Source organism: Methylobacterium sp. NEAU K, from assembly GCF_030700285.1.
Classification (GTDB): domain Bacteria; phylum Pseudomonadota; class Alphaproteobacteria; order Rhizobiales; family Beijerinckiaceae; genus Methylobacterium.
On the sequence record NZ_JAUYZJ010000008.1, the window covers coordinates 141,848 to 160,949 of the forward strand.

Annotated in this window: 20 protein-coding genes; 9 read left to right on the plus strand and 11 right to left on the minus strand. The window is 70.2% G+C overall.

The window, feature by feature from the left end:
- The first annotated feature begins 25 nt into the window (after positions 1–25).
- On the plus strand, positions 26–619 hold the full coding sequence (locus tag Q8W67_RS09060; RefSeq protein WP_305543994.1) for a GNAT family N-acetyltransferase: 594 nt from the start codon (positions 26–28) through the stop codon (positions 617–619).
- 18 nt (positions 620–637) lie between these two features.
- Here Q8W67_RS09060 and Q8W67_RS09065 read toward each other — a convergent pair whose 3' ends face one another.
- Both Q8W67_RS09065 and Q8W67_RS09070 read right to left on the minus strand, forming a co-directional pair.
- Positions 638–1,399 carry a ComF family protein gene (locus Q8W67_RS09065; protein WP_305543996.1) on the minus strand — a complete coding sequence of 254 codons (762 nt, stop codon included), beginning with the start codon at positions 1,397–1,399 and terminating at the stop codon, positions 638–640.
- Positions 1,400–1,426: 27 nt separating this feature from the next.
- The gene (locus Q8W67_RS09070; RefSeq protein WP_305543999.1) at positions 1,427–1,672 is read right to left on the minus strand and encodes a hypothetical protein; all 246 of its coding nucleotides are present in this window, start codon (positions 1,670–1,672) and stop codon (positions 1,427–1,429) included.
- Between the two features lie 170 nt (positions 1,673–1,842).
- Here Q8W67_RS09070 and Q8W67_RS09075 point away from each other — a divergent pair, with 170 nt between their 5' ends.
- Together Q8W67_RS09075 and Q8W67_RS09080 are read left to right on the plus strand one after the other, a co-directional pair.
- The gene (locus Q8W67_RS09075) at positions 1,843–2,733 is read left to right on the plus strand and encodes a methyltransferase domain-containing protein (RefSeq protein ID WP_305544182.1); all 891 of its coding nucleotides are present in this window, start codon (positions 1,843–1,845) and stop codon (positions 2,731–2,733) included.
- The gene (locus Q8W67_RS09080; protein WP_305544002.1) at positions 2,730–3,092 is read left to right on the plus strand and encodes a DUF427 domain-containing protein; all 363 of its coding nucleotides are present in this window, start codon (positions 2,730–2,732) and stop codon (positions 3,090–3,092) included. Before Q8W67_RS09075 ends, Q8W67_RS09080 begins: the two co-directional genes overlap by 4 nt.
- 55 nt (positions 3,093–3,147) lie before the next feature.
- Here Q8W67_RS09080 and Q8W67_RS09085 read toward each other — a convergent pair whose 3' ends face one another.
- Both Q8W67_RS09085 and Q8W67_RS09090 read right to left on the minus strand, forming a co-directional pair.
- A complete protein-coding gene (locus Q8W67_RS09085) occupies positions 3,148–4,662 on the minus strand; it encodes a DUF6880 family protein (RefSeq protein WP_305544004.1) in 1,515 nt (504 codons plus the stop codon).
- 43 nt (positions 4,663–4,705) lie between these two features.
- Positions 4,706–4,945, minus strand: coding sequence for a hypothetical protein (locus Q8W67_RS09090; RefSeq protein WP_305544007.1), 240 nt, complete (start codon positions 4,943–4,945; stop codon positions 4,706–4,708).
- Between the two features lie 137 nt (positions 4,946–5,082).
- Between Q8W67_RS09090 and Q8W67_RS09095 the strand changes: the two genes are divergently transcribed.
- Positions 5,083–5,328 (plus strand): hypothetical protein, encoded by a 246-nt coding sequence (locus Q8W67_RS09095; RefSeq protein WP_305544010.1) that lies wholly within the window; start codon positions 5,083–5,085, stop codon positions 5,326–5,328.
- Positions 5,329–5,341: 13 nt separating this feature from the next.
- On the opposite strand, the gene fabI is transcribed toward Q8W67_RS09095, so the two are convergent.
- From fabI to fabA, 3 genes are all read right to left on the minus strand, one after another.
- Positions 5,342–6,172, minus strand: a complete 831-nt coding sequence (gene fabI, locus Q8W67_RS09100) for an enoyl-ACP reductase FabI (protein WP_305544013.1) — start codon at positions 6,170–6,172, stop codon at positions 5,342–5,344.
- A 367-nt stretch (positions 6,173–6,539) separates the two neighbouring features.
- Complete coding sequence (gene fabB, locus Q8W67_RS09105) at positions 6,540–7,766, minus strand: beta-ketoacyl-ACP synthase I (protein WP_305544185.1); 1,227 nt, start codon at positions 7,764–7,766, stop codon at positions 6,540–6,542.
- A 139-nt stretch (positions 7,767–7,905) separates the two neighbouring features.
- Positions 7,906–8,442: a 3-hydroxyacyl-[acyl-carrier-protein] dehydratase FabA gene (fabA, locus tag Q8W67_RS09110; protein WP_305544016.1), complete on the minus strand. Its 537-nt coding sequence runs from the start codon at positions 8,440–8,442 to the stop codon at positions 7,906–7,908.
- A gap of 224 nt (positions 8,443–8,666) precedes the next feature.
- Between fabA and irr the strand changes: the two genes are divergently transcribed.
- Positions 8,667–9,182, plus strand: coding sequence for a Fur family transcriptional regulator Irr (gene irr / locus Q8W67_RS09115; RefSeq protein ID WP_305544019.1), 516 nt, complete (start codon positions 8,667–8,669; stop codon positions 9,180–9,182).
- Positions 9,183–9,362: 180 nt separating this feature from the next.
- Here the strand turns inward: irr and Q8W67_RS09120 are convergent, their stop codons facing one another.
- A complete protein-coding gene (locus Q8W67_RS09120) occupies positions 9,363–9,926 on the minus strand; it encodes an SH3 domain-containing protein (RefSeq protein WP_305544022.1) in 564 nt (187 codons plus the stop codon).
- Between the two features lie 385 nt (positions 9,927–10,311).
- Here Q8W67_RS09120 and Q8W67_RS09125 point away from each other — a divergent pair, with 385 nt between their 5' ends.
- On the plus strand, positions 10,312–11,310 hold the full coding sequence (locus Q8W67_RS09125) for a D-glycerate dehydrogenase (RefSeq protein ID WP_305544025.1): 999 nt from the start codon (positions 10,312–10,314) through the stop codon (positions 11,308–11,310).
- 15 nt (positions 11,311–11,325) lie between these two features.
- On the opposite strand, the gene Q8W67_RS09130 is transcribed toward Q8W67_RS09125, so the two are convergent.
- Both Q8W67_RS09130 and Q8W67_RS09135 read right to left on the minus strand, forming a co-directional pair.
- Positions 11,326–11,952, minus strand: a complete 627-nt coding sequence (locus Q8W67_RS09130; RefSeq protein WP_305544028.1) for a cyclic nucleotide-binding domain-containing protein — start codon at positions 11,950–11,952, stop codon at positions 11,326–11,328.
- A 90-nt stretch (positions 11,953–12,042) separates the two neighbouring features.
- Positions 12,043–13,380, minus strand: coding sequence for a flavin monoamine oxidase family protein (locus Q8W67_RS09135; RefSeq protein ID WP_370693845.1), 1,338 nt, complete (start codon positions 13,378–13,380; stop codon positions 12,043–12,045).
- A gap of 129 nt (positions 13,381–13,509) precedes the next feature.
- Here Q8W67_RS09135 and Q8W67_RS09140 point away from each other — a divergent pair, with 129 nt between their 5' ends.
- Both Q8W67_RS09140 and Q8W67_RS09145 read left to right on the plus strand, forming a co-directional pair.
- Positions 13,510–14,214: a sulfate transporter family protein gene (locus Q8W67_RS09140; protein WP_305544030.1), complete on the plus strand. Its 705-nt coding sequence runs from the start codon at positions 13,510–13,512 to the stop codon at positions 14,212–14,214.
- A gap of 96 nt (positions 14,215–14,310) precedes the next feature.
- Positions 14,311–15,585, plus strand: coding sequence for an efflux RND transporter periplasmic adaptor subunit (locus Q8W67_RS09145; protein ID WP_305544035.1), 1,275 nt, complete (start codon positions 14,311–14,313; stop codon positions 15,583–15,585).
- A gap of 17 nt (positions 15,586–15,602) precedes the next feature.
- Here the strand turns inward: Q8W67_RS09145 and Q8W67_RS09150 are convergent, their stop codons facing one another.
- Positions 15,603–15,878, minus strand: a complete 276-nt coding sequence (locus Q8W67_RS09150; protein WP_305544037.1) for a plastocyanin — start codon at positions 15,876–15,878, stop codon at positions 15,603–15,605.
- A 316-nt stretch (positions 15,879–16,194) separates the two neighbouring features.
- On the opposite strand from Q8W67_RS09150, the gene Q8W67_RS09155 reads away from it, so the two are divergent.
- Positions 16,195–19,080, plus strand: coding sequence for an EAL domain-containing protein (locus tag Q8W67_RS09155; protein WP_370693842.1), 2,886 nt, complete (start codon positions 16,195–16,197; stop codon positions 19,078–19,080).
- The last annotated feature ends 22 nt before the right edge of the window (positions 19,081–19,102 follow it).

Here is a 19,102-nt window from a genome sequence, read left to right on the forward strand (position 1 = left end):
CAAGCGCACAGACCGGAGTTCCATCATGGCCGTTCGACACCTCGCCGTGTCGGCCCACGCGGTCCGGCGCCTGTGGCCGGCCGACCGCACCGCCGTGCTCGACTATTTCCTGCGCCTCGATCCGGAGACGCGGGCGAACCGCTTCATGGGCCACGTCAGCGAGGCCGGCGTGCGGGCCTATGCTGCGCAGGCGCTGAATGCCGAGGGCGTGATGTACGGTGCCTTCGTGGCGGGTACCCTGCGCGGCCTCGGCGAGCTTCGGCCCATGGGCCCCGGCGCGTCGAGCTACGTCCTGGGTCCGCGGGCCGAGGCGGCCTTCGCGGTCGAGCGTACGTTCCGGCGGCAGGGTATCGGTGCGGCCCTGTTCGCGCGGATCGCCCGCGCCGCGCGCCATCGGGGCGTGGTCGACCTGCACGTGCGCTGCCTGTCCGGCAACGGTCCGATGCTGCGGCTGGCGGCCAAGCACGGGGCAGAACTCCAGCACGCGGGTTCCGAGACCGAAGGCGCGCTCCATCTCGACCGGCCGACGCCGTTCTCGCTCTGGCACGAGAGCATCGCGGAAGCGTTCGACTTCACCCTCGCGGTGAGTTTCCCGAGCCGCGAGCGGGCCTCGGCCTGACCGTCTCATTCACCCGCCTCATCCGGCGGCGGCGCCGACCATCGCGAAGGTCAGGAGATCCACCGACGCCGCTCCGCCGCGCAGGAGTGCCCGGGACGCGGCGTTGCCGGTGGCGCCGGTGGTGATCACGTCGTCCACCAGCAGGACACGGCGACCGCGGATGCGGTGAGCCTGTTCGGGGGGCACCCGGAACGCGCCGCTCAGGTTCACTCCCCGCGCCGCACGGCTCAAGCCGACCTGGGAACGCGTCGCGCGGATGCGCACCAGCGCGGCCGGCTCGAATGGGAGGCCTGCCTCCCGGGCGACCGCCCTGCCGAGAAGGGCAGCCTGATTGAAGCGCCGGCGCCAGAGCCGCCAGCGGTGCAGCGGCACGGGCACCACGCATTCCGCCTCTGCGATCAGCATCCGGCCGCTCGCCGCCATCATCCGCGCCATCACGCCCGACAGGTCGAGGCGGTCCTCATATTTCAGGCGATGGACGAGGCGGCGGGCGACCGCGTCATAGAGGGCCACCGCCCGGGCGCGCCCGAAGACTGGCGGCTCCGCGATGGCACGGGGTGAGAGAAGCGGCCCGACTCCCAGATCGAGCGCGAAGGGCGTGCCGAAGCGCTGGCAGAGCGGCTCCTCGATAAGCCGCAGGCCTGTCCAGCAGGTCGGGCAGAGGGCCCCCGGATCGGCGGTGGCCGCGCCGCACCCCGAGCAGGTCGGCGGGTAGATCAACGATAAAACCCCGCGCGGGAAGCCGCGCAGGGTTGAGGCGAGGGCCCGGATCGCCGTCACGGGCCGATGGGACGCAGGAGGCCGGTCTTACCGGGCAGAGACGGGACGCGCGCCCTGTTGAACAGCTTCCTGGTCCATCTGACGGGCCTGGGAGTTGGCGCGATGGCGGCCGATGGCGCAGCCCGCCGCTGCTCCCAGCAGGCCGTGGTGTCCGGCATAGTGGCCGGCGATGCCGCCGACGATCGCGCCCTTGATGCAGCCCTTCGCCTCTGCACCGCTGGCAGCGGTGAGGGCGGCGAGGACCATAGTGGCCCCGACGAGCATGCGCTTCATGACGTGCACTCCATGATCAATCTCGGCCGTTCGGCCATTCGCAGCAAGAACGGTGACCGGGGCGAGTCGTTCCACGAGTCTATCGCAGCTCACGGGTCTGTGTGCACCGGCCGCTACTCAGTTCGGCAGGACGCTGGCAGGACCACGCTGAACGCGCCATCTGCATGCGAATGGATGCCCCGGCCAGTCTGTTCGACACCCCCCTCGCCCGCCGCCGCCTCGCAAGGGCCGAGCGGAACGGCTATGCCGGCTTCCTGCTCGACAGGCTGGTCGAGGATCTCGACGACCGCCTGGGCGCGGTGCTGCGCGGGTTTTCCACGGTGCTCGACCTCGCCACGCCGGGACCGGCGGCTGTCCGGACGCTCGCGGTCCGGTACCCGGAGGCGAGGCTGATCCGCTTGGCCGCCCTGCCCGAGCCGGGCGAAAACCGGATCGTCGGCGACCCGGAGGCGCTGCCCTGCGCGGCCGGAAGCCTCGACCTCGCAGTCTCCCTGCTGGCGCTCCAGGCGGTCAACGACCTGCCCGGCACGCTGATCCAGTTGCGCCGGGCGCTGCGGCCGGACGGCCTGTTCCTCGGCTGCCTGCTCGGGGGGGCGACCCTGACCGAATTGCGCCAGAGCTTCGCCCAGGCCGAGAGTGAGGTCGAAGGCGGTATCAGCCCGCGGGTGGCGCCGTTCGCGGCCGTGCGCGAGGCGGGGGCCCTGCTTCAGCGGGCGGGCTTCGCCCTGCCGGTCGCCGACACCGACACGCTCACGGTGCGCTACGCCGACCCGTTCGGGCTGATGCGGGACCTGCGCGCCATGGGCATGACCAACGTGCTGACCGAGCGCCGCCGGACCCCTCTGCGCCGGGCGACCCTCGTCCGGGCGGCCGAGGTCTATGCCGAGCGCTTCTCCGATCCGGACGGGCGCGTGCGGGCGACCTTCGAGGTGCTGTGGCTGTCCGGTTGGGTGCCGCACGAGAGCCAGCAGAAGCCGCTGAGGCCCGGGACCGCCAAGTCGCGCCTGGCCGACGCCCTCGGAACCGTCGAACTGAAGCCCGAGACCAGGAGAGTCCCATGAAAGTGCCCGGACCCGACCACCCGATCACCGTCGCGCCCGAACCGCGCCGTGTCCGGATCCTCGTGGCGGGCGTGCCGGTCGCCGACACGCGCGACGCGCTGCGCCTCGAGGAGGCCCGATACGCGCCCGTGTTCTACGTCCCACGCGCCGATATCCGCGCGGAGAACTTCGTCCCGTCGGCGCGGACCAGCCATTGCCCGTACAAGGGCGATGCGCGCTACTTCGACCTCTCGGTCGGCGGTACGCGGCGTCCCGACGCGGTTTGGAGCTACGAGGACCCGTTCCCCGCGGTGGCAGCGATCAAGGGATACGTGGCGTTCTATCCGGACCGGGTCGACGCCATCGAGGTCGCCGATTGATCTCCGACGCCAAGTCATCCCGAGCCACGCCGTAGGCGCGAGGCAATCTCGTCCGTCAGTCCTTCACAAGGCTCCAGAACGCGCTCTTGCGGCCATGGTCCCGGCGCAGCGCTTCCCGGTAGGCATCCGGCGCCGGGCTGATCGCCCCCGCTTCCAGGCGGTCGGCGAGGCCGTCCAGTTCCAGCAGGTAGCGCGCGCCGTGGGCGTAGGCGGCGCTGCGGCCCAACTGGAGGATATTGTCGAGCAGGCGGCGGTAGAGGATCGTCGCGGCCAGCGGGTGGTCCTGCGCAAGCGCGTCGGCGGCCGGTGCCAGAAGGGTATAGTGCTCGCCCAGCCAGATCCCGGGCCGCTCCGTCACGAGCCGCGCGGCGCGGGGGAGGTCCGGCCAGCCCACCAGGAAGGCGAGCGCCCGGTGCGGATCGGCGCAGGCCTGGGCGTGATCTAGCGCTCGGATCAGCGCCTCTTCGTCCTCGAAATCCGGAAGCTTGGCGAGGTGCGCGCGCAGCATCGGGGCATCGAGATCCCGCTCGAACCGTGCCCAGCGCTGCGCCTGCGCCTCGCCACCCCGTCCCAGCGCGTCGAGGATCTCGATCTCCAGCGCCTGCCGGTCGCGCTCCGGCCCGCGCGGATCGAAACCCGCGATCAGATCGGCCCGGGTGACGATGCGAATGCCTGGATCCTGCGGTCGCCGGATCCAGTCGAGGGCTTCCTCCGCCCGGCCGGCGACGAGCAGCCGCCGTGCGATCGCCGGCCGGTTCTCGTGCCGCGGCGCGATCTCACGCTCCAGAGCGATGAACGCATCGGGATCGCCGCGGCGGTCGGCGATCATCTGGCGAAGGCGCAGCACTTGAGCTCGGGCCGCCTGCCGGCGAAAGGCGGCTTCGCTCCGGGCATTCGCGGGCTTCGGCATCGCGGCGTCGGCGCCGGCGAGGGCGCCGTCGATCTCCGGAAGCGCCTCCGCCGGGAGCGTCGGGACCATCTCTCCCAGCAGCGTCCCGAGGGGGCCTAGCGGATCGGCCGTGAACCCGGCGACGAGGCTCGCCGCGATGCGGGCGGCTTCCTGTGGGGTGAACCCGGCTGCAATCTCCACGAAGGCGTCGTTGGCCCGTTCGAAGACGCCCTGCACCGCGCCGGTGCTGTCGTCGACGCGGTTGAGCACCCCGTCGGCGCTCGCCAGGAAGCGTCGGAGCCGGTCGAGGGCCATGCCGGCATCGAGGGGGCGCAGCTCGTTCAGGATCACCGTCACGGTGGCGTCGAGGTCGGCCGCGAAGGCTCTGCGCTTCTGCCAGTCGATATAGCCCTGGGCCGATTCGAGCGCCGTGAGCCGCCGGTCGACGATCGCCGCCACGGCGTCCGGACCCTGGAGAGAGGCGAGCGCCGCGCTCACCAACTTCTTGAACGTGGGATTGCGCGCGGTCTCGCCGAGGATCAGCTCGATCAGCCGGTCGGGCCCGAGCGCCGCCAATGTCTCGGGCGACGGAGTGGTACGGCGGGCACCCTTGGGCAGCACTGCCGGCTTCGGGCGGGGCTTGGGCCCCGCCCCATGCGTCACACTCTTCGCCCGCGCCACGACGCCCTCCGCCGATGCGCCGGGCCCCGCATGCTCGGGATGCCTATTCCTCGACCTTGGCGCGGGGTCGATCGTTACCCCGGGCGGTCTCATCGTGCCAGGCACCGGCCTGGTCCTGATACCGGATGCCCTCGGTCGAGCCGGGAACCTGCTGCTCGGCCGCTGCCGCCTGGGCTGCCTGCAAGGCCTCCTCGCGGCTCGGGAAGGTCTCGGAGAAGACGTCACCGACCTTGTAGGCAAAGCCACCGTCGTGCTCGACGATGCGATAGGTAACCTCGGACATCTCGCCTCCTGTGCGCGCCGTCTCGTGCAGCGCGAACCCACCGGATGCCGCGCGGTTCCAGCCCCCGGGCCGATCCGGCCTCCGATCCGCCGGAAAGTTCCGCTAGCGGCGCCGGATCCGGGAGCAAGACGACGACGATGCCGCTGAGACCGATCCTCGCCCTCGCCCTCCTCGTGGCCGCGCAGCCGGCCCGCGCCGAGGAGGGATTCTTCGACAAACTCTTCGGCGGCTCTTCGCGTTCGGCGCCGCCCAACCCGTTCGCTTCGAATTATCCGTCGGCACCCCCCTCACCCGAGGACGTGCGTGCGGAACGGCCGCGGCGAGCGATACGCGGCGAGCCTGCGCGCGGGCCGGTGCCGCCGGGCCGGATCCCGGAGGAGTGAGGGCCGACCCCTCTCAGGGATCGCCGACGACGCCGGCCTCGTCCTGGGCCTGGAGCACGTCCGGCCGCGGCATCGAGATGATGTTGAAGCCCGCATCCACGAAATGGACCTCGCCGGTGACCCCGCCGGAGAGCGGCGACAGCAGGTAGAGAGCCGAGCCGCCGACATCGTCCAGGCTGACGGTTCGGCGCAGGGGCGCGTGCGCGCGCTGGTGGTTGAACATCAGCCGGGCGTCGGCGATTCCCGCCCCCGCCAGCGTCCGCATCGGGCCGGCCGAGAGCGCGTTCACCCGGATTCCGTCCGGCCCGAGATCGCTGGCGAGGTAGCGGACCGATGCTTCCAGCGCCGCCTTGGCCACACCCATCACGTTGTAGTTCGGCATGACCCGGGTCGAGCCGCCATAGGTGAGCGTCAGCAGGGAGCCGCCGCTCTTCATGCGCTTGGCCGCGCGCTGCGCGATCTCCGTGAAGGAGAAGCACGAGATCGTCATCGTGCGGGCGAAGTTCTCGCGGGTGGTGACGTCGACGTAGCGGCCCTTGAGCTGTGCCTTGTCGGAGAAGCCGATGGCATGGACCACGAAATCGAGCTCGCCGTCGAAGCGCTCGTCCAGGGCCGCGAAGGTGGCGTCCACGGAGGCGAGATCCTCCACGTCGCAAGGCAGCACGATGTCAGAATCGAGCCGCGCCGCGAGCGGACCGACCCGCCGGCCCAGCGCCTCTCCCTGATACGTGAAGGCGAGCCGCGCGCCGTGGGCGTGGAGGGTCCTGGCTATGCCCCAGGCGATCGAGTGATCGTTGGCGACGCCCATGATCAGGCCGCGCCTGCCCGCCATCAAACCTGTCATGCCGACTCACATTCCGAACGAGCACGCCGCCCCCGAGAGGCGGGGACGGGCCGCGATGCGATCGACCGGATCGCGACCCAGGTGCCTTAGCGCGGCTGGCCCCGCGTTCCAAACCGCGCCGCCGCTGCCGCCGGGCAAAAAAAAGCCCCGCCGACGGGCGGGGCGTTCACGGTGCGCGGCCGGGGCCTAGAAATATCCGTCCGTGTGCGAGCGGGCTTCCTCGATCAGGGCCTGCTTCGCATAGACCGCGGCGCAGCCTGCGATCATCAGGCCACCCAGAGCCCCGAAAAGGAAGCTGCTCATCGTCACCACCCTATCCAACAAAACGTAAACGCCGCCTCGGTGACGGCGGTTCCGATCGGGACGCTCAGGCGTCGACGTGCTTCAGGACCAGGGTCGCGTTGGTCCCGCCGAAGCCGAACGAGTTGGTCAGGACGTGGCCGAGGCTCACATTGTCCCGGCGCGCTCGCAGAATCGGCATGTCGGCGAAGGCGGGATCGAGGGTTTCGATATGCGCGCTCTCGCAGATGAAGCCGTTCTGCATCATCAGCAGGCTGTAGATCGCCTCCTGCACGCCGGTCGCCCCGAGGGAGTGCCCGGTCAGCGACTTCGTGGCCGCGATCGGCGGGCATGCCTCGCCCCGGCCGAAAACCTCGCGGATCGCCTCGATCTCCTTGTCGTCGCCGACCGGCGTCGAGGTGGCGTGCGGGTTGATGTAGTCGATCCGCGCGCCCTTGAGGCCCTCCATCGCCTGCCGCATGCAGCGCACGGCGCCCTCACCCGAGGGCGCGACCATGTCGTGGCCGTCCGAGGTGGCACCGTAGCCCGCGACCTCGCCATAGATGCGCGCGCCGCGGGCCTTGGCATGCTCCAGTTCCTCGAGAACCAGGACGCCCGCGCCGCCCGCGATGACGAAGCCGTCGCGGTTCGCGTCGTAGGCGCGGGAGGCCCGTGACGGCGTGTCGTTGAACTTCGACGACATGGCGCCCATGGCATCGAACAGGACTGACAGGGTCCAGTCGAGATCCTCGCAGCCGCCGGCGAAGATGATGTCCTGCCGCCCGCCCTGGATGATCTCGGCTGCATTGCCGATGCAGTGGTTGGACGTCGCGCAGGCCGACGAGATCGAGTAGTTCACGCCGCGGATCTTGAACCACGTCGCCAGGGTCGCCGAGGCCGTCGAGGACATCGCCTTCGGGACCGCGAACGGGCCGATGCGCTTGGGGCCCTTCTCGCGGGCGATGGCGGCGGCCTCCACGATCACCTTCGTCGAGGGGCCGCCCGAGCCCATGATGATGCCGGTGCGCTCGTTGGAGATGTCGCCCTGCTCGAGGCCGGCATCGCGGATCGCCTGATCCATGGCGACGTGGTTCCAGGCGGTGCCGCCACCGTGGAAGCGCATGGCGCGGCGGTCCACCACACCCTCGGGGTCGAGGCTGGGCTTGCCGGAGACCTGGCTGCGAAAGCCGTGCTCGGCGTAGGTGGCGTCGTGCGCGATGCCCGAGCGGGCCTCGCGCAGGGAGGCGAGCACCTCCTGCGTGTTGTTGCCGATGGACGAGACGATGCCCATCCCGGTGATGACGACGCGGCGCATGGTGGTGACGTTACCTCCCTCGCGGCTTCGGTCGCCCATGCCGCGTACCGGTCAGCTAAGGTGACGCGGACACAATCTCAACCGCCGGGGACGTCCGGCGTTGCCGCCGGATGCGAAAGTCGCCCCCGGCGAGGTTCGATCAGCTCTGGAATAGGCCGACCCGCATATCCTGGACTTGGTACACGCGTTCGCCGTCGGCCTCGAGCCAGCCGTCGCCGATGCCGAGCACCAGCTTCCCCTGGCGGACGCGCTTCACGTCCACATTGTAGACGACCTTCTTGATCGACGGCAGGACCTGACCGGCGAGCTTAACCTCCCCGACGCCCAGCGCCCGGCCGCGGCCCGGGGAGCCGAGCCATCCGAGATGGAAGCCGAGCATCTGCCAGAGGGCGTCGAGCCCCAGGCAGCCCGGCATCACCGGATCGCCCTGGAAGTGGCAGGCGAAGAACCAGAGATCGGGCCGGATATCGAGCTCGGCCGTGACGTGACCCTTGCCGTGCGCACCGCCGTCCTGTGCGATGCTGGTGATCCGGTCGAACATCAGCATCGGCGGCAGCGGGAGCTGCGCATTCCCGGAACCGAAGAGTTCGCCGCGCCCGCAGGCCAGAAGTTCCTCGTAGGAATAATGCGTCGGGCGGCTCACAGCCTGCACGGGTGTCTCGGCGTCTGGCGGCATGAAGGCGGCTGTTTCCTCTGACGTGCGCGCGAACTGCGGGCTCGCGGGGCGAGACGGTCGCCCGTTTCTCCGGCGCGCGGGTTAGCACGGGGCGTAGCGCCTTCAAAGCCATCAACCGCGCTGGACTGGATGCGACGATGCTCGGGTTGCGACCGGGTGACCGCTGCAATATACTGTCTCGCAACCCATACCTTCAGGGTCCTCGTCGAGCGTACAGTCCAGCGATGTCCGAACTGGTGCCACTCCAGGCCATTCTCAGCGGCCGGGTCCCCGCCCCCCAGCTGGAGGCCAACGGGACGCCGCGGCGCGGCTGTCCGCTGTCGGACCTGCGCGATCGCCTGCGCCGGGCGGGCCTTCGGCCGACCCGGCAGCGTCTGTCGCTCGGCTGGCTTCTGTTCGGCCGGGGTGACCGCCACCTGACCGCCGAGATGCTGTACGATGAGGCCATGCGGGCCAAGGTGCCGGTTTCGTTGGCGACGGTCTACAACACCCTCCATCAGTTCACCGAGGCCGGGCTGCTGCGTCAGCTGGCTCTGGACGGGTCCAAGGCCTATTTCGACACGAACCCGAGCGAGCATCACCACTTCTATCTCGAGGACGAGAGCCAGGTGATCGACATGCCCGATTGCGGCATCACCGTCGATTCGCTGCCTGAGGCCCCCGAGGGCATGGAGATCGCTGGGGTGGAGGTGATCGTCCGTCTGCGCCGAGCCCGCCCCGCCGCCCGCCGCCAGGGCTGATCCGTCGCTGTAGGCGTCAAGCGCCGAAGGGCCGCCGGATTCATGGGGCTTGGGCGGAAACTGTGAGCCTGCGCCCGCGCGAGATCTGAAAGTAAGCCAGAACCTGCAAGAAAGCGCCCGGCATCGTCCGGGCGTCTCGCGTTTCGATGCACCGTCGAGCGTGCTTAGGCAGCCGATACCCTACTCCACGACCTCGTTCGGGTAGACACCCCAGAGACGGTTCTGCCGGATGTAGCCGTCGACGTCCCGCCGGTTCGGCAGCGCCACGACGAGGCGGCACCACGTGCCGGTACACGTCTTCACGCTGCCGATCACGCCGGTCTGCAGCCGCGCCTCGTCTTCCGCACCGTCATCGGCCCGGGCTCGCAGGGGGATGGCGGCCTTTTCCGAGCCCTTGTCCGGGCCGGCATTGACGATCGCCGTGCGGCGTCCCGAGAGCAGGGAGTGCAGCACCCACCCCTCAGTGCCTTCCGAATCGCGGATCCGGCGCCAGGTCTCGAATTCGCCTACGATCTCGACGGGCAGGCCGGCGCGCTGGAACACCCAGAGGGTGCGGTGATCCTTGGACGGACCTTCGCGCAGGTTGACGCGGTCAGTCTTCAGGCTGGCGTAGCGGGGCAGTGGCAGCTTCGTCACCGGCCCCACCCCGGTTTCGGGGGGCGCGGCCGGCGCGGCGGTTGCGCCGGTCGCGAGGCCGCCCAACAGCAGCGCCGCGACGGCGAAGCTCAGGCGTGACGCGCGCATGGTCCTCTCCATATCCGGACGTGACTTTGCCGGAGCCGGTTGCCGTCCCATGGACACGGCAGTCGGCTCGAAGGCCTCGTGATCGCATGACGGTTTCGGAACACCGGATACCGCCGTTCCGCATCGTGACTTGAGCGCCGGGGATATCGACATCGCGTCCCCGGCGGTGAGCGGGTCCGGCCGGCTTCCGATTGTGTTCCGGCCCACCTCTGGTAGAGAGGCCGACGGGTCGGAACAGGCTCCGGGACCGGTGCCTCGCGCCCGACCTGTCTGGCCGAGTTCGGTTAACGGACGCTTGCGGCGGGCTGTCTGATCGGGGCTCGTCCGATAGGGTTCGCCGAGCAAGGTTCGCACGCACGGCCGCGGGGCTGACGGGGAGAGAGACGTGTCGAAGCGCAAGCCGCTCGTGGTCGTGACGCGACGCCTGCCGGACGCCGTCGAGACGCGGATGCGCGAGCTGTTCGACGTACGCCTCAGTCCCGACGATGCGCCGATGTCGCCGGAGGCCCTCGCGGGGGCCCTGCGGGAGGCCGACGTCCTGGTCCCCACCGTCACCGACGAGATCGATTCCGGCCTGCTCGCCCAGGCCGGTCCGAACCTGCGGCTGATCGCCAATTTCGGAAACGGCGTCGATCACATCGACGTTGCCGTGGCGCTGGAGCGCGGCATCACGGTCACCAACACCCCCGGCGTCCTGACCGAGGACACCGCCGACATGACGATGGCGCTGATCCTCGCGGTGGCGCGCCGGGTCACAGAGGGCGCGCGAATCATTCCCGACGACGATTGGACCACGGGCTGGTCGCCGACCTGGATGCTCGGGCGTCGCATCACCGGCAAGCGCCTCGGCATCGTCGGCATGGGCCGGATCGGCCAGGCCCTGGCCAAGCGCGCCCGCGCGTTCGGCCTGCAGGTCCACTACCACAACCGCCGCCGGGTGCCGGCCGCGATCGAGGGTGCGCTGGACGCGACCTATTGGGAATCTCTCGACCAGATGCTGGCGCGGGTCGACATCGTGTCGGTCAACTGCCCGCACACGCCCGCGACCTACCATCTCCTCTCGGCGCGGCGGCTCAAGCTGCTCAAGCCCGAGGCGATCGTGGTGAACACCGCCCGCGGCGAGGTGATCGACGAGAACGCGCTCGCCCGGCTGATCGAGGCGGGCGACGTCTCGGCGGCCGGACTCGACGTGTTCGAGCAGGAGCCGGCGGTGAGCCCGCGCCTCGTCAAGCTCGCCCGCCAGGGCAAGGTCGTGCTGCTGCCCCACATGGGCTCGGCGACCTACGAGAGCCGCATCGACATGGGCGAGAAGGTCATCATCAACATCAAGACCTTCATGGACGGCCACCGGCCGCCGGACCGCATCCTGCCGAGCATGCTCTGACCGCGGCTGGCGGCATCACAGTGCATCGCCGCCCACCGCCGCCGGCTTCTTCTCGCCCTCCACGCTCTGGAACAGGCGCTCGCTGGTCAGCTTGAGGAAGTAGAAGCCGAATTCCGGATTCTGGTAGTAGAGCTGCTTGACGTCGGAATAGGACACGCACAGCGCCTTGCCGGCCTCGATGCAGACCAGAGACGCAGTCCTGGCATTGCCCGGCGCGAGCAGGCCAAGCTCTCCGACGATCCCACCCCTGCGCACCTCGATCCCGACCTCTGGGATCCGGAACGCGCCACTCTCGATGTAGTACATCTCGCCGGCGAGGTCGCCCTTGCGGAACACCACCTCGCCGATCCCGAACGACCGCTGCGAGCCGAAAGGGCGCAGCCATTCGAGGGAGAGGTTGCCGTCGGCGGCGGTCTCGACGTCGCGCACGAGGCGCAGCATCTGCCACAGGCGATAGGCGTTGAATGGGATCTGGATCGCCTCGGTGAGCGCGACCGGGATGCTGCCGATGAGGATGCCGTAGGTGATGACGGCGCAGCTCGCGCACAGCGAGATGATCCGCAGCGGGATCATCGTGCTCATGGCCGAGGCCGAGATGGTCAGCGCGGTGCCGAGGTAGCCAATCCCCTCGATCCAATCCATGCGCACCCCCGACGGCCCCGTCACCTCAGCGGGATGCCCGTCTTGGGCCGCCCCGGCAAGACGCGCGGGTGCGGGCCCGGCGCATGCACCTTAGGCTGTGCTCGCGTGGATACGCTCCGCCGCAGCCTCGGCGGCGCGGGCCCCCTCCTCGAAGGCCCCGCCCACCGTGCCCCATTGCAGCCGCGACAGCGCCTCCCCGGCGAACCAGACCGTGTCGGCCAGCGGCTCGCGCAGGAATTGGCGCGCCGGCGCGTGACCGGGCGGCACCACCGCCCAGGAGCCGCGGGACCAGGGATCGTGCCGCCACGCGCTCACCACCGGGATGGCCAGGTCCCGCAGCCGCGCCCTGCCGAACTGTTCTGCCAGGACCGCCCGGACATGGCGCCGCACGCCATCCGGACCGGAGCCGGCGGCGTCGATCGCCGCGGCCTCGTGCACGTCGAGCTCGTAATAGTGGAACGGCGTGCCATCGATCCGGGTGAGCAGCCCGGCCGGCGATGGACGCGTGCCGTGGATCGCCGCGAGGCGGTCGCGGCCCCGGAACGGGCTCGACGGCCAGTGCAGCACGGCGTGCTCGTAGATGCCGGTGGAGAAGCCGTCGATGGCCGCGCGGACCGCGTTCGGCAGCGGCGGCGAGAAGGCTGGGCCGTCGCGCAGAACCATGATCGGCACCGTCACGATCACGGCCCGGGCCGTGTAGACGGACCCGGCGGCGGTGGTGACGCGGACGCGCCGGTCGGACCAGTCGATGCGCGCCACGGGGCTTGAGAGAGCAACCGGCAGCCCGTCCGCCAAGCGGGCGAGATAGCTGCCGTAGCCGCCGGTGAGGAAATAGTTCTCGCTGTACTCGAGGCTCGGGAAATCGTGGAGCGAGACCTCGCTGAGCGCCCGGCCCGACACCAGCCCGTGAACCTGCGCGACCCGGGAGCCCCAGGGCCCGAGGCCCGGCGGCAGCGCGCTCGCCGCCGGCCGGTCGGGCCCGGGCTGCGCGGCGCCCTGCGTCATCGTCCGGTCGGCACGCGCGAAGGCGCGGGCGTTCGCCCGGATCTCGTCGGGTCGCCCCCGCCGGTTGTCGACCCAGACGTGGCTCTCCTGCGGCGAACGGCGCAGGCGCTCCCCGCGCGCCCGCCCGAGGGCGACCAGCGGGTTGATCGGCCCGGCATGGAGCCAGTGCGCACCGACATCGATGGCGTGGCCGCGCAGGGCCACGGTGAAGGCGCGGCCGCCGATCCGGTCGCGGGCCTCCAGCACGGCGACCCGGACGCCCCGGGACGCCAGGGTCCGGGCCGCGCCGATGCCGGCGGCGCCCGCGCCGATCACCAGCACCTCCGGAGACTCGGGCAGCGGGGCCAGGCGCGGCCGGTAATCGGGCGCGCGCGGCGGGTCTGCGGACCGGAGTCCGGATGCCCATGGGGTCGAGGCCGTCACACTGGCGTTCTGCACGCACTCTCCCTGCACCGTCGCCTCCCGTGCGGCAGCGCCCGCCCTTGCGCCCGCCGCCGCACCCCTTCACAACGCAGCCGCGCCGCTCCCGGCGCGGGCCGGAAACCTCGCCCGATGCTCGTCGAGTCCGCCACGGCGGCTTTGCGCCAGACCTTCTCCCCGCCCCTGCGGGCGATCCTGTGGAAGTCCCTCGGCCTGACGCTCGGCCTGCTGGTCCTGATCTGGCTCGGCCTGACCCGCCTCGTCGAGGCGTTCCAGGCGAGCCACCACATCTCCGCCCAGTACCCGATCCTCGACAGCCTCGCCTACTACCTCGCCGGTTTCGGCCTGTTCGTGGTGCTGGCCTACCTCACGCCGGCGGTCTCGATCCTGGTGGCGGGCTTCTTCCTCGACGATGCCGCCGAGATCGTCGAGCGAACCGATTTTCCCGACGACCCGCCCGGGCGGCCGATGCCGCTCGCGACCGCCATGTTCTACGCCGTCCGCTTCGCGGGTGTGACGCTGCTCGTCAATCTCGCGGCGCTGGTGATCTTCTTCGTGCCGGTGATCGGGATCGCGGCGTTCTTCGGCGCCAACGCCTACCTTCTGGCGCGGGAATATTTCGAGATGGCGGCCGCCCGCTTCCGGCCGCTGGCCGAGGCCGCCGAGATGCGTCGGGCCTTCTCGGTGCCGACGCTCGGCGCCGGCTGCCTGATGGCGGCCCTGATGGTGGTGCCGATCCTCAACCTGCTGACGCCGCTGTTCGGGATCGCCCTGATGGTCCACCTGCACAAGCGGCTCAGCCGGCGCCTGCGCCTCGGAGCGCCGGCCGCCCGATAGGACGGGGTTGCGGCGAAGGCTCGCCCTGGTCGACGTTCGGTTTGGACGCTACGCTCGCCACGGCCCGGCGGCGCGCGGGCTCCGGAGAGCCGTTCGATGAAGGTGCACGATGCGGCGCGGGATGTCCCGCCGCCCCCGGGAAAGGGCCCCTTCCTCCTCGTGGGGCTCGTCGGCATCGGTCTGGTGACCTGGGGCGCCTACGGCCATTGGCAGCGGGATGTCGAGGCCACCGCGACACTGGAGCGGATCAGGTCCCTCGTCCCGCAGGTGCGCCTCGTGGTCGCCGAGCGGGCGGCCGGTCCCCTCGATCTCAAGTTGCCGGGACAGACGCAGGCCTTCACCACCGCGGCGATCGCGGCGCGGGCCACCGGCTACATCGCAGAGCGTCGCATCGATATCGGCTCGCGCGTCAAGGCCGGAGACCTGCTCCTGCGCATCGCGGCCCCGGATCTCGACCAGCAGCTCGCCCAGGCCGAGGCTCAGGTCGGCCAGTTGCGGGCGCAGCTGCTCCAGGCCCAGGCCCAGGTCGAGCAGGCCCGCGCGAACGTAAATCTCGCCAACCTCACCAATAACCGCACCACGACGCTGGCCGTGCAGGGCTGGGCCTCGCGGCAGAACGCGGACACCGCGCAGGCCAGCGTTCTGTCCCAGGCGGCGACGCTGGCGGCTGCCGAGGCGGGCGTGAAGGTCGCCACCGCCAACATCAAGTCCCAGGAAGCGGTCGTCGAACGGCTGAAGGCCCTTACGGCGTTCGAGCGCGTCGTCGCTCCCTTCGACGGCGTCGTCACGATCCGCAACGTCGACGTCGGCGATCTGGTCAGAGCCGATAATGGCGGCACGCCGCTCCTGAGCATCGACCAGGACACCACCCTGCGTATCACCGTCAACGTGCCGCAGAACGACGCCACCGGCGTCGAGCCGGGCGTGAAGGCCGAGATCACCGTGCCGCAGATGCCGGGGCGCACCTTCGCGGGCTTCGTCGAGCGCAGCTCGGTCGCCCTCGATGCCGCCTCGCGCACCCTGACCACGCAGGTCGACGTGCCCAACCCCGACAGGACGCTGCGGGCTGGGCTCTACGCCTACGTCACTCTGAAGATTCCGCGCACCGAGCCGAGCGTAACGGTTCCCGCTGAGGCGACGGTGTTCAACCACAACGGCATGCAGGTCGCCGAGGTCGGCGAAGACGATCGGGTGACGTGGCGCACGATCGAGGTGCGGCGCGATCTCGGGCGGACGCTCGAGCTGAAATCGGGCCTGACGGCGGACAGCCGCATCATCTACAGCCCGCCCCCCGATCTGCGCGACGGCCAATCGATCGAGCGCGCCAAGCCGGCGGCGCCGGAGAAGCCGATGCGGTCGGCCGAGCGCTGACGGATCCGCGGACGGCTTCAGTTCACCCGGACCACGAGCTTCATCTTCGGATGGATGCCGCAGAGCACCTGGAAGGTCCCCCGCTCGGTGAAGACGACAGGGGTCCGGCTGCCGGGTTCCTGGTCGCCGGAATCGAAGTTGAAGCTGTCCGATTCGACGAAGGCGTGGTGCAGCAGATCGCTGTCGTCGTTCACGAAGGTCACGGTCTCGCCCCGGGTAATGGCGAGGTTGCCCGGCTGGAATGCCCGGCCCTTTTGCGACACGAACAGCCCGGCTGCTTCGAGGTCGCCCACCAGGATCAATCCACAGATCAATCCGAGAGCGAGCGCCAACGCCGCCGGTACCACCGTCCTTGAGCGCGGCGAAGCGGACGGGGGTGGCGCTAGGGGAGCCATAATATTCCTCGGCCTCACACGGTCTCTCTAGCCGAGAATGTGTTGAGAATTTATTTTCGCGATGCGCTAAACGCCGGCAGGCCGCGCCGTTTCCGGTAAAATCGACACCGCAAGACGATCGTCCCTGAATCGAATCCTCATTCCGCGGGGCTAATCGCCTTTTAACATGTGGCAAGTAACGTTTGGCTGACCTGCGACACGGCGGCCTGGTGCGATGCGAGACCCCGAGAGAGCGACGGACGACAGCCGGACGGCGCGGCTAAAGCACGCGGTGCGCGGCGTCATGGGTCTTTCCACGACGATCCGCGGCCGGATCTTCGTCGCCTTCCTGGGCATGAGCCTGCTGTCGGGTGCGCTCGGCCTCTACGCCGTGATCGCGATCTCGCATGTCGGAGCGCTCGTCAACCGGACCTACGACGAGTCGCTGATGTCGATCAATTACGCCCGGGCGACCGCGGCCGACTTCGCGAAGATGCGCAGCCTCTTCGCGCGCCGGCTGCATGTCCACGATGCCGCAGTCGCGGCCAAGCTGGACGCGGAGATCTCCGACCTTGCGACCACGTTCGCCGAGGACCTGACGATCGCGGTCGAGCGCTCGCAGTCCGACCGGGCGGTGCGGACGGCCGGCGCGGTCCAGGCCGGTGTGGCCGCCTGGGAAGAGATGCGCCGCACCTTGGATCCCAATACCGCTCGCCCGGAGCGCTGGGATGCGCTGGACCAGCAGGCCAACGCGGTCGACGGGCAGATCGACCTGCTCGTGAACTACACGGCGGGCGACGGTTTCACCTTTCGGCAGGCGGCTCGCATGCTCGTCGCCCAGGAGATGCACGTCAACGCCATCGCGGCCGGCCTGGCGATCGTGGTCTGCGCGCTGATCGCGTGGCTGCTCAACCGCCGCATCACCGGCCCGCTGGCGGCGGCCTCGGTGGCGGCGGAGCGGATCGCCAGCGGGCGCCTCGACGACCGCATCCCGGCCGGCGGCCGCGACGAGCTCGGCAGCCTGCTCCGCTCGATGGCGACGATGCGCGACAATATCCAGGCGATGATGCAGCGCGAGGTCAGCCAGCGCCGCGTCGCGGAGGCGCTGGTGACGGACGCGCTCCAGACGTCCCGCGAAGCGGTCGTGGTGGTCGACGCGGCGGGGCGCATTGCGCTGGCCAACACCCAGGCCCTGCGCTTCTTCAACGGACTCGACGCTGCGGTCACGGCCGGGATGTCCCTGGCGCAGTCCGCCCGTGAAATCGAGCGCGGCTCCGGTTCAGACGCCCTCGACGAGTGCTTCCAGGCACTCGCCCGCGACGGCGAGATCCGGCTGGCGGACGGGCGCTGGCTGCGCGTGAGCCGCAGCGCCACGCAGCAGGGCGGCTTCGTGGCCGTTTGCAGCGACATCAGCGTGCTCAAGGAGCAGGAGGACCGGCTCACGGAGACCAACCTCCGCCTCGACGCCGCCCTCGACAACATGTCCCAGGGGCTCTGCCTGTACGATGCGCAGCATCGCCTGATGGTGGTGAACCGGCGCTACAGCGAAATCTACGGGCTGCCGCCGGGGGCCGTTGTTCCGGGAATGTCGGCTCGGGCGGTGCTGGAGGCGGGCATCGCCGCCGGCAACCATCCGGGCTGCGATCTCGCCGCACTCCTCCGCCAGGAGCGCGAGGCCCGCCGTGGCGGCACCTGGAATACGCATTTCCAGGAGCTGAGCAACGGCCGCGTCGTCGCGATCGATCGCCGCGAGACGGCCGACGGCGGCTTCGTCGCGACCTACGAGGACGTCACGGAGCGCCGGCGCGCCGAGGCGCGCATCGCCTTCCTGGCGCATCACGACATGCTGACCGGGCTGCCGAACCGGGAGGCGCTCGGCCAACAGATCGAGATGGCCGTGGCCCAGGCAGGACGCGATTCGGGCTTCGCGGTGTTCGCCATCGACTTGGACGACTTCCGGCCGGTCAACGAAACGCTCGGGCACGGCGTCGGCGACGAGCTGCTCGTTGCCGCCTCAGACCGGCTGAGGGCCTGTGTGCGCGAGATCGATTGCGTCGCCCGGCTTGGTGCCGACGAGTTCATCGTCGTCCAGCGTGGCATCGACCGGCCAGAGGACGCCGCAGTCCTCGCCCGCCGCATCATCGAGGTGCTGAGCGCGCCCTACACCCTGAGCAAGCACGAGATCAGCGTCGGTCTGACCATCGGCATCACCCTGGCGCCAAGCGACGGCGCCAGCTGCGAGAAGCTCCTGAAGAACGCCGAGGTCGCCCTCGACCGCGGCAAGTCCGAGGCGCGGGGCGCGTTCCGCTTCTTCGAGCCCGAGATGGATGCGCGCCTCCAGGCGCGGCGGAACCTGGAGCGTGATCTGCGCGACGCGCTCGCCCGGGAGGCGTTCGAGGTCTACTACCAGCCGATCTACAGCCTCGACACGGACCGGATCTGCGGCTTCGAGGCGCTGCTGCGCTGGGACCACCCGACGCGCGGTTTCGTCTCGCCGGCGGAGTTCATCCCCATCGCGGAGGAGATCGGCCTGATCGTGCCGCTCGGCGAGTGGGTTCTGCGCCGCGCCTGCGAGGAGGCCGCCCGCTGGCCGGACGGGCTCAAGGTCGCCGTCAACGTCTCGGCAGTCCAGTTCACGTCGGCGAGCCTCGTCACGGCCGTTCGCGAGGCCCTGCGCCGGACCGGCCTGCCGGGCCGCCGGTTGGAGCTGGAGATCACCGAGTCGGTGCTGGTGGCCAATCCCGGCGCCACCACGGCGATCCTCCACAGCCTTAAGGCGCTGGGTGTGCGGGTCTCGATGGACGATTTCGGGACCGGGTATTCCAGCTTGAGCTACCTGCGCAGCTTCCCGTTCGACAAGATCAAGATCGACCAGTCCTTCGTGCGCGACCTATGCGTGAAGGATGGGACCGACTTCATCGTCCGCGCGGTGATCGGGCTCGGCGCCAGCCTCGGCATGACGACCACCGCCGAGGGTGTCGAGACGGAGGCGCAGCTCGCGCACCTGCGCGCCGAAGGCTGCGACGAGGTCCAGGGCTATCTGTTCAGCCGTCCGGTTCCGGTCTCGGAGGTCGCCGAGGTCATCCGCCGCTGGAACGGCGCCGCCCGGGCGATCGCCTGAGGGGGCTTTTCCCCTGCCTGTG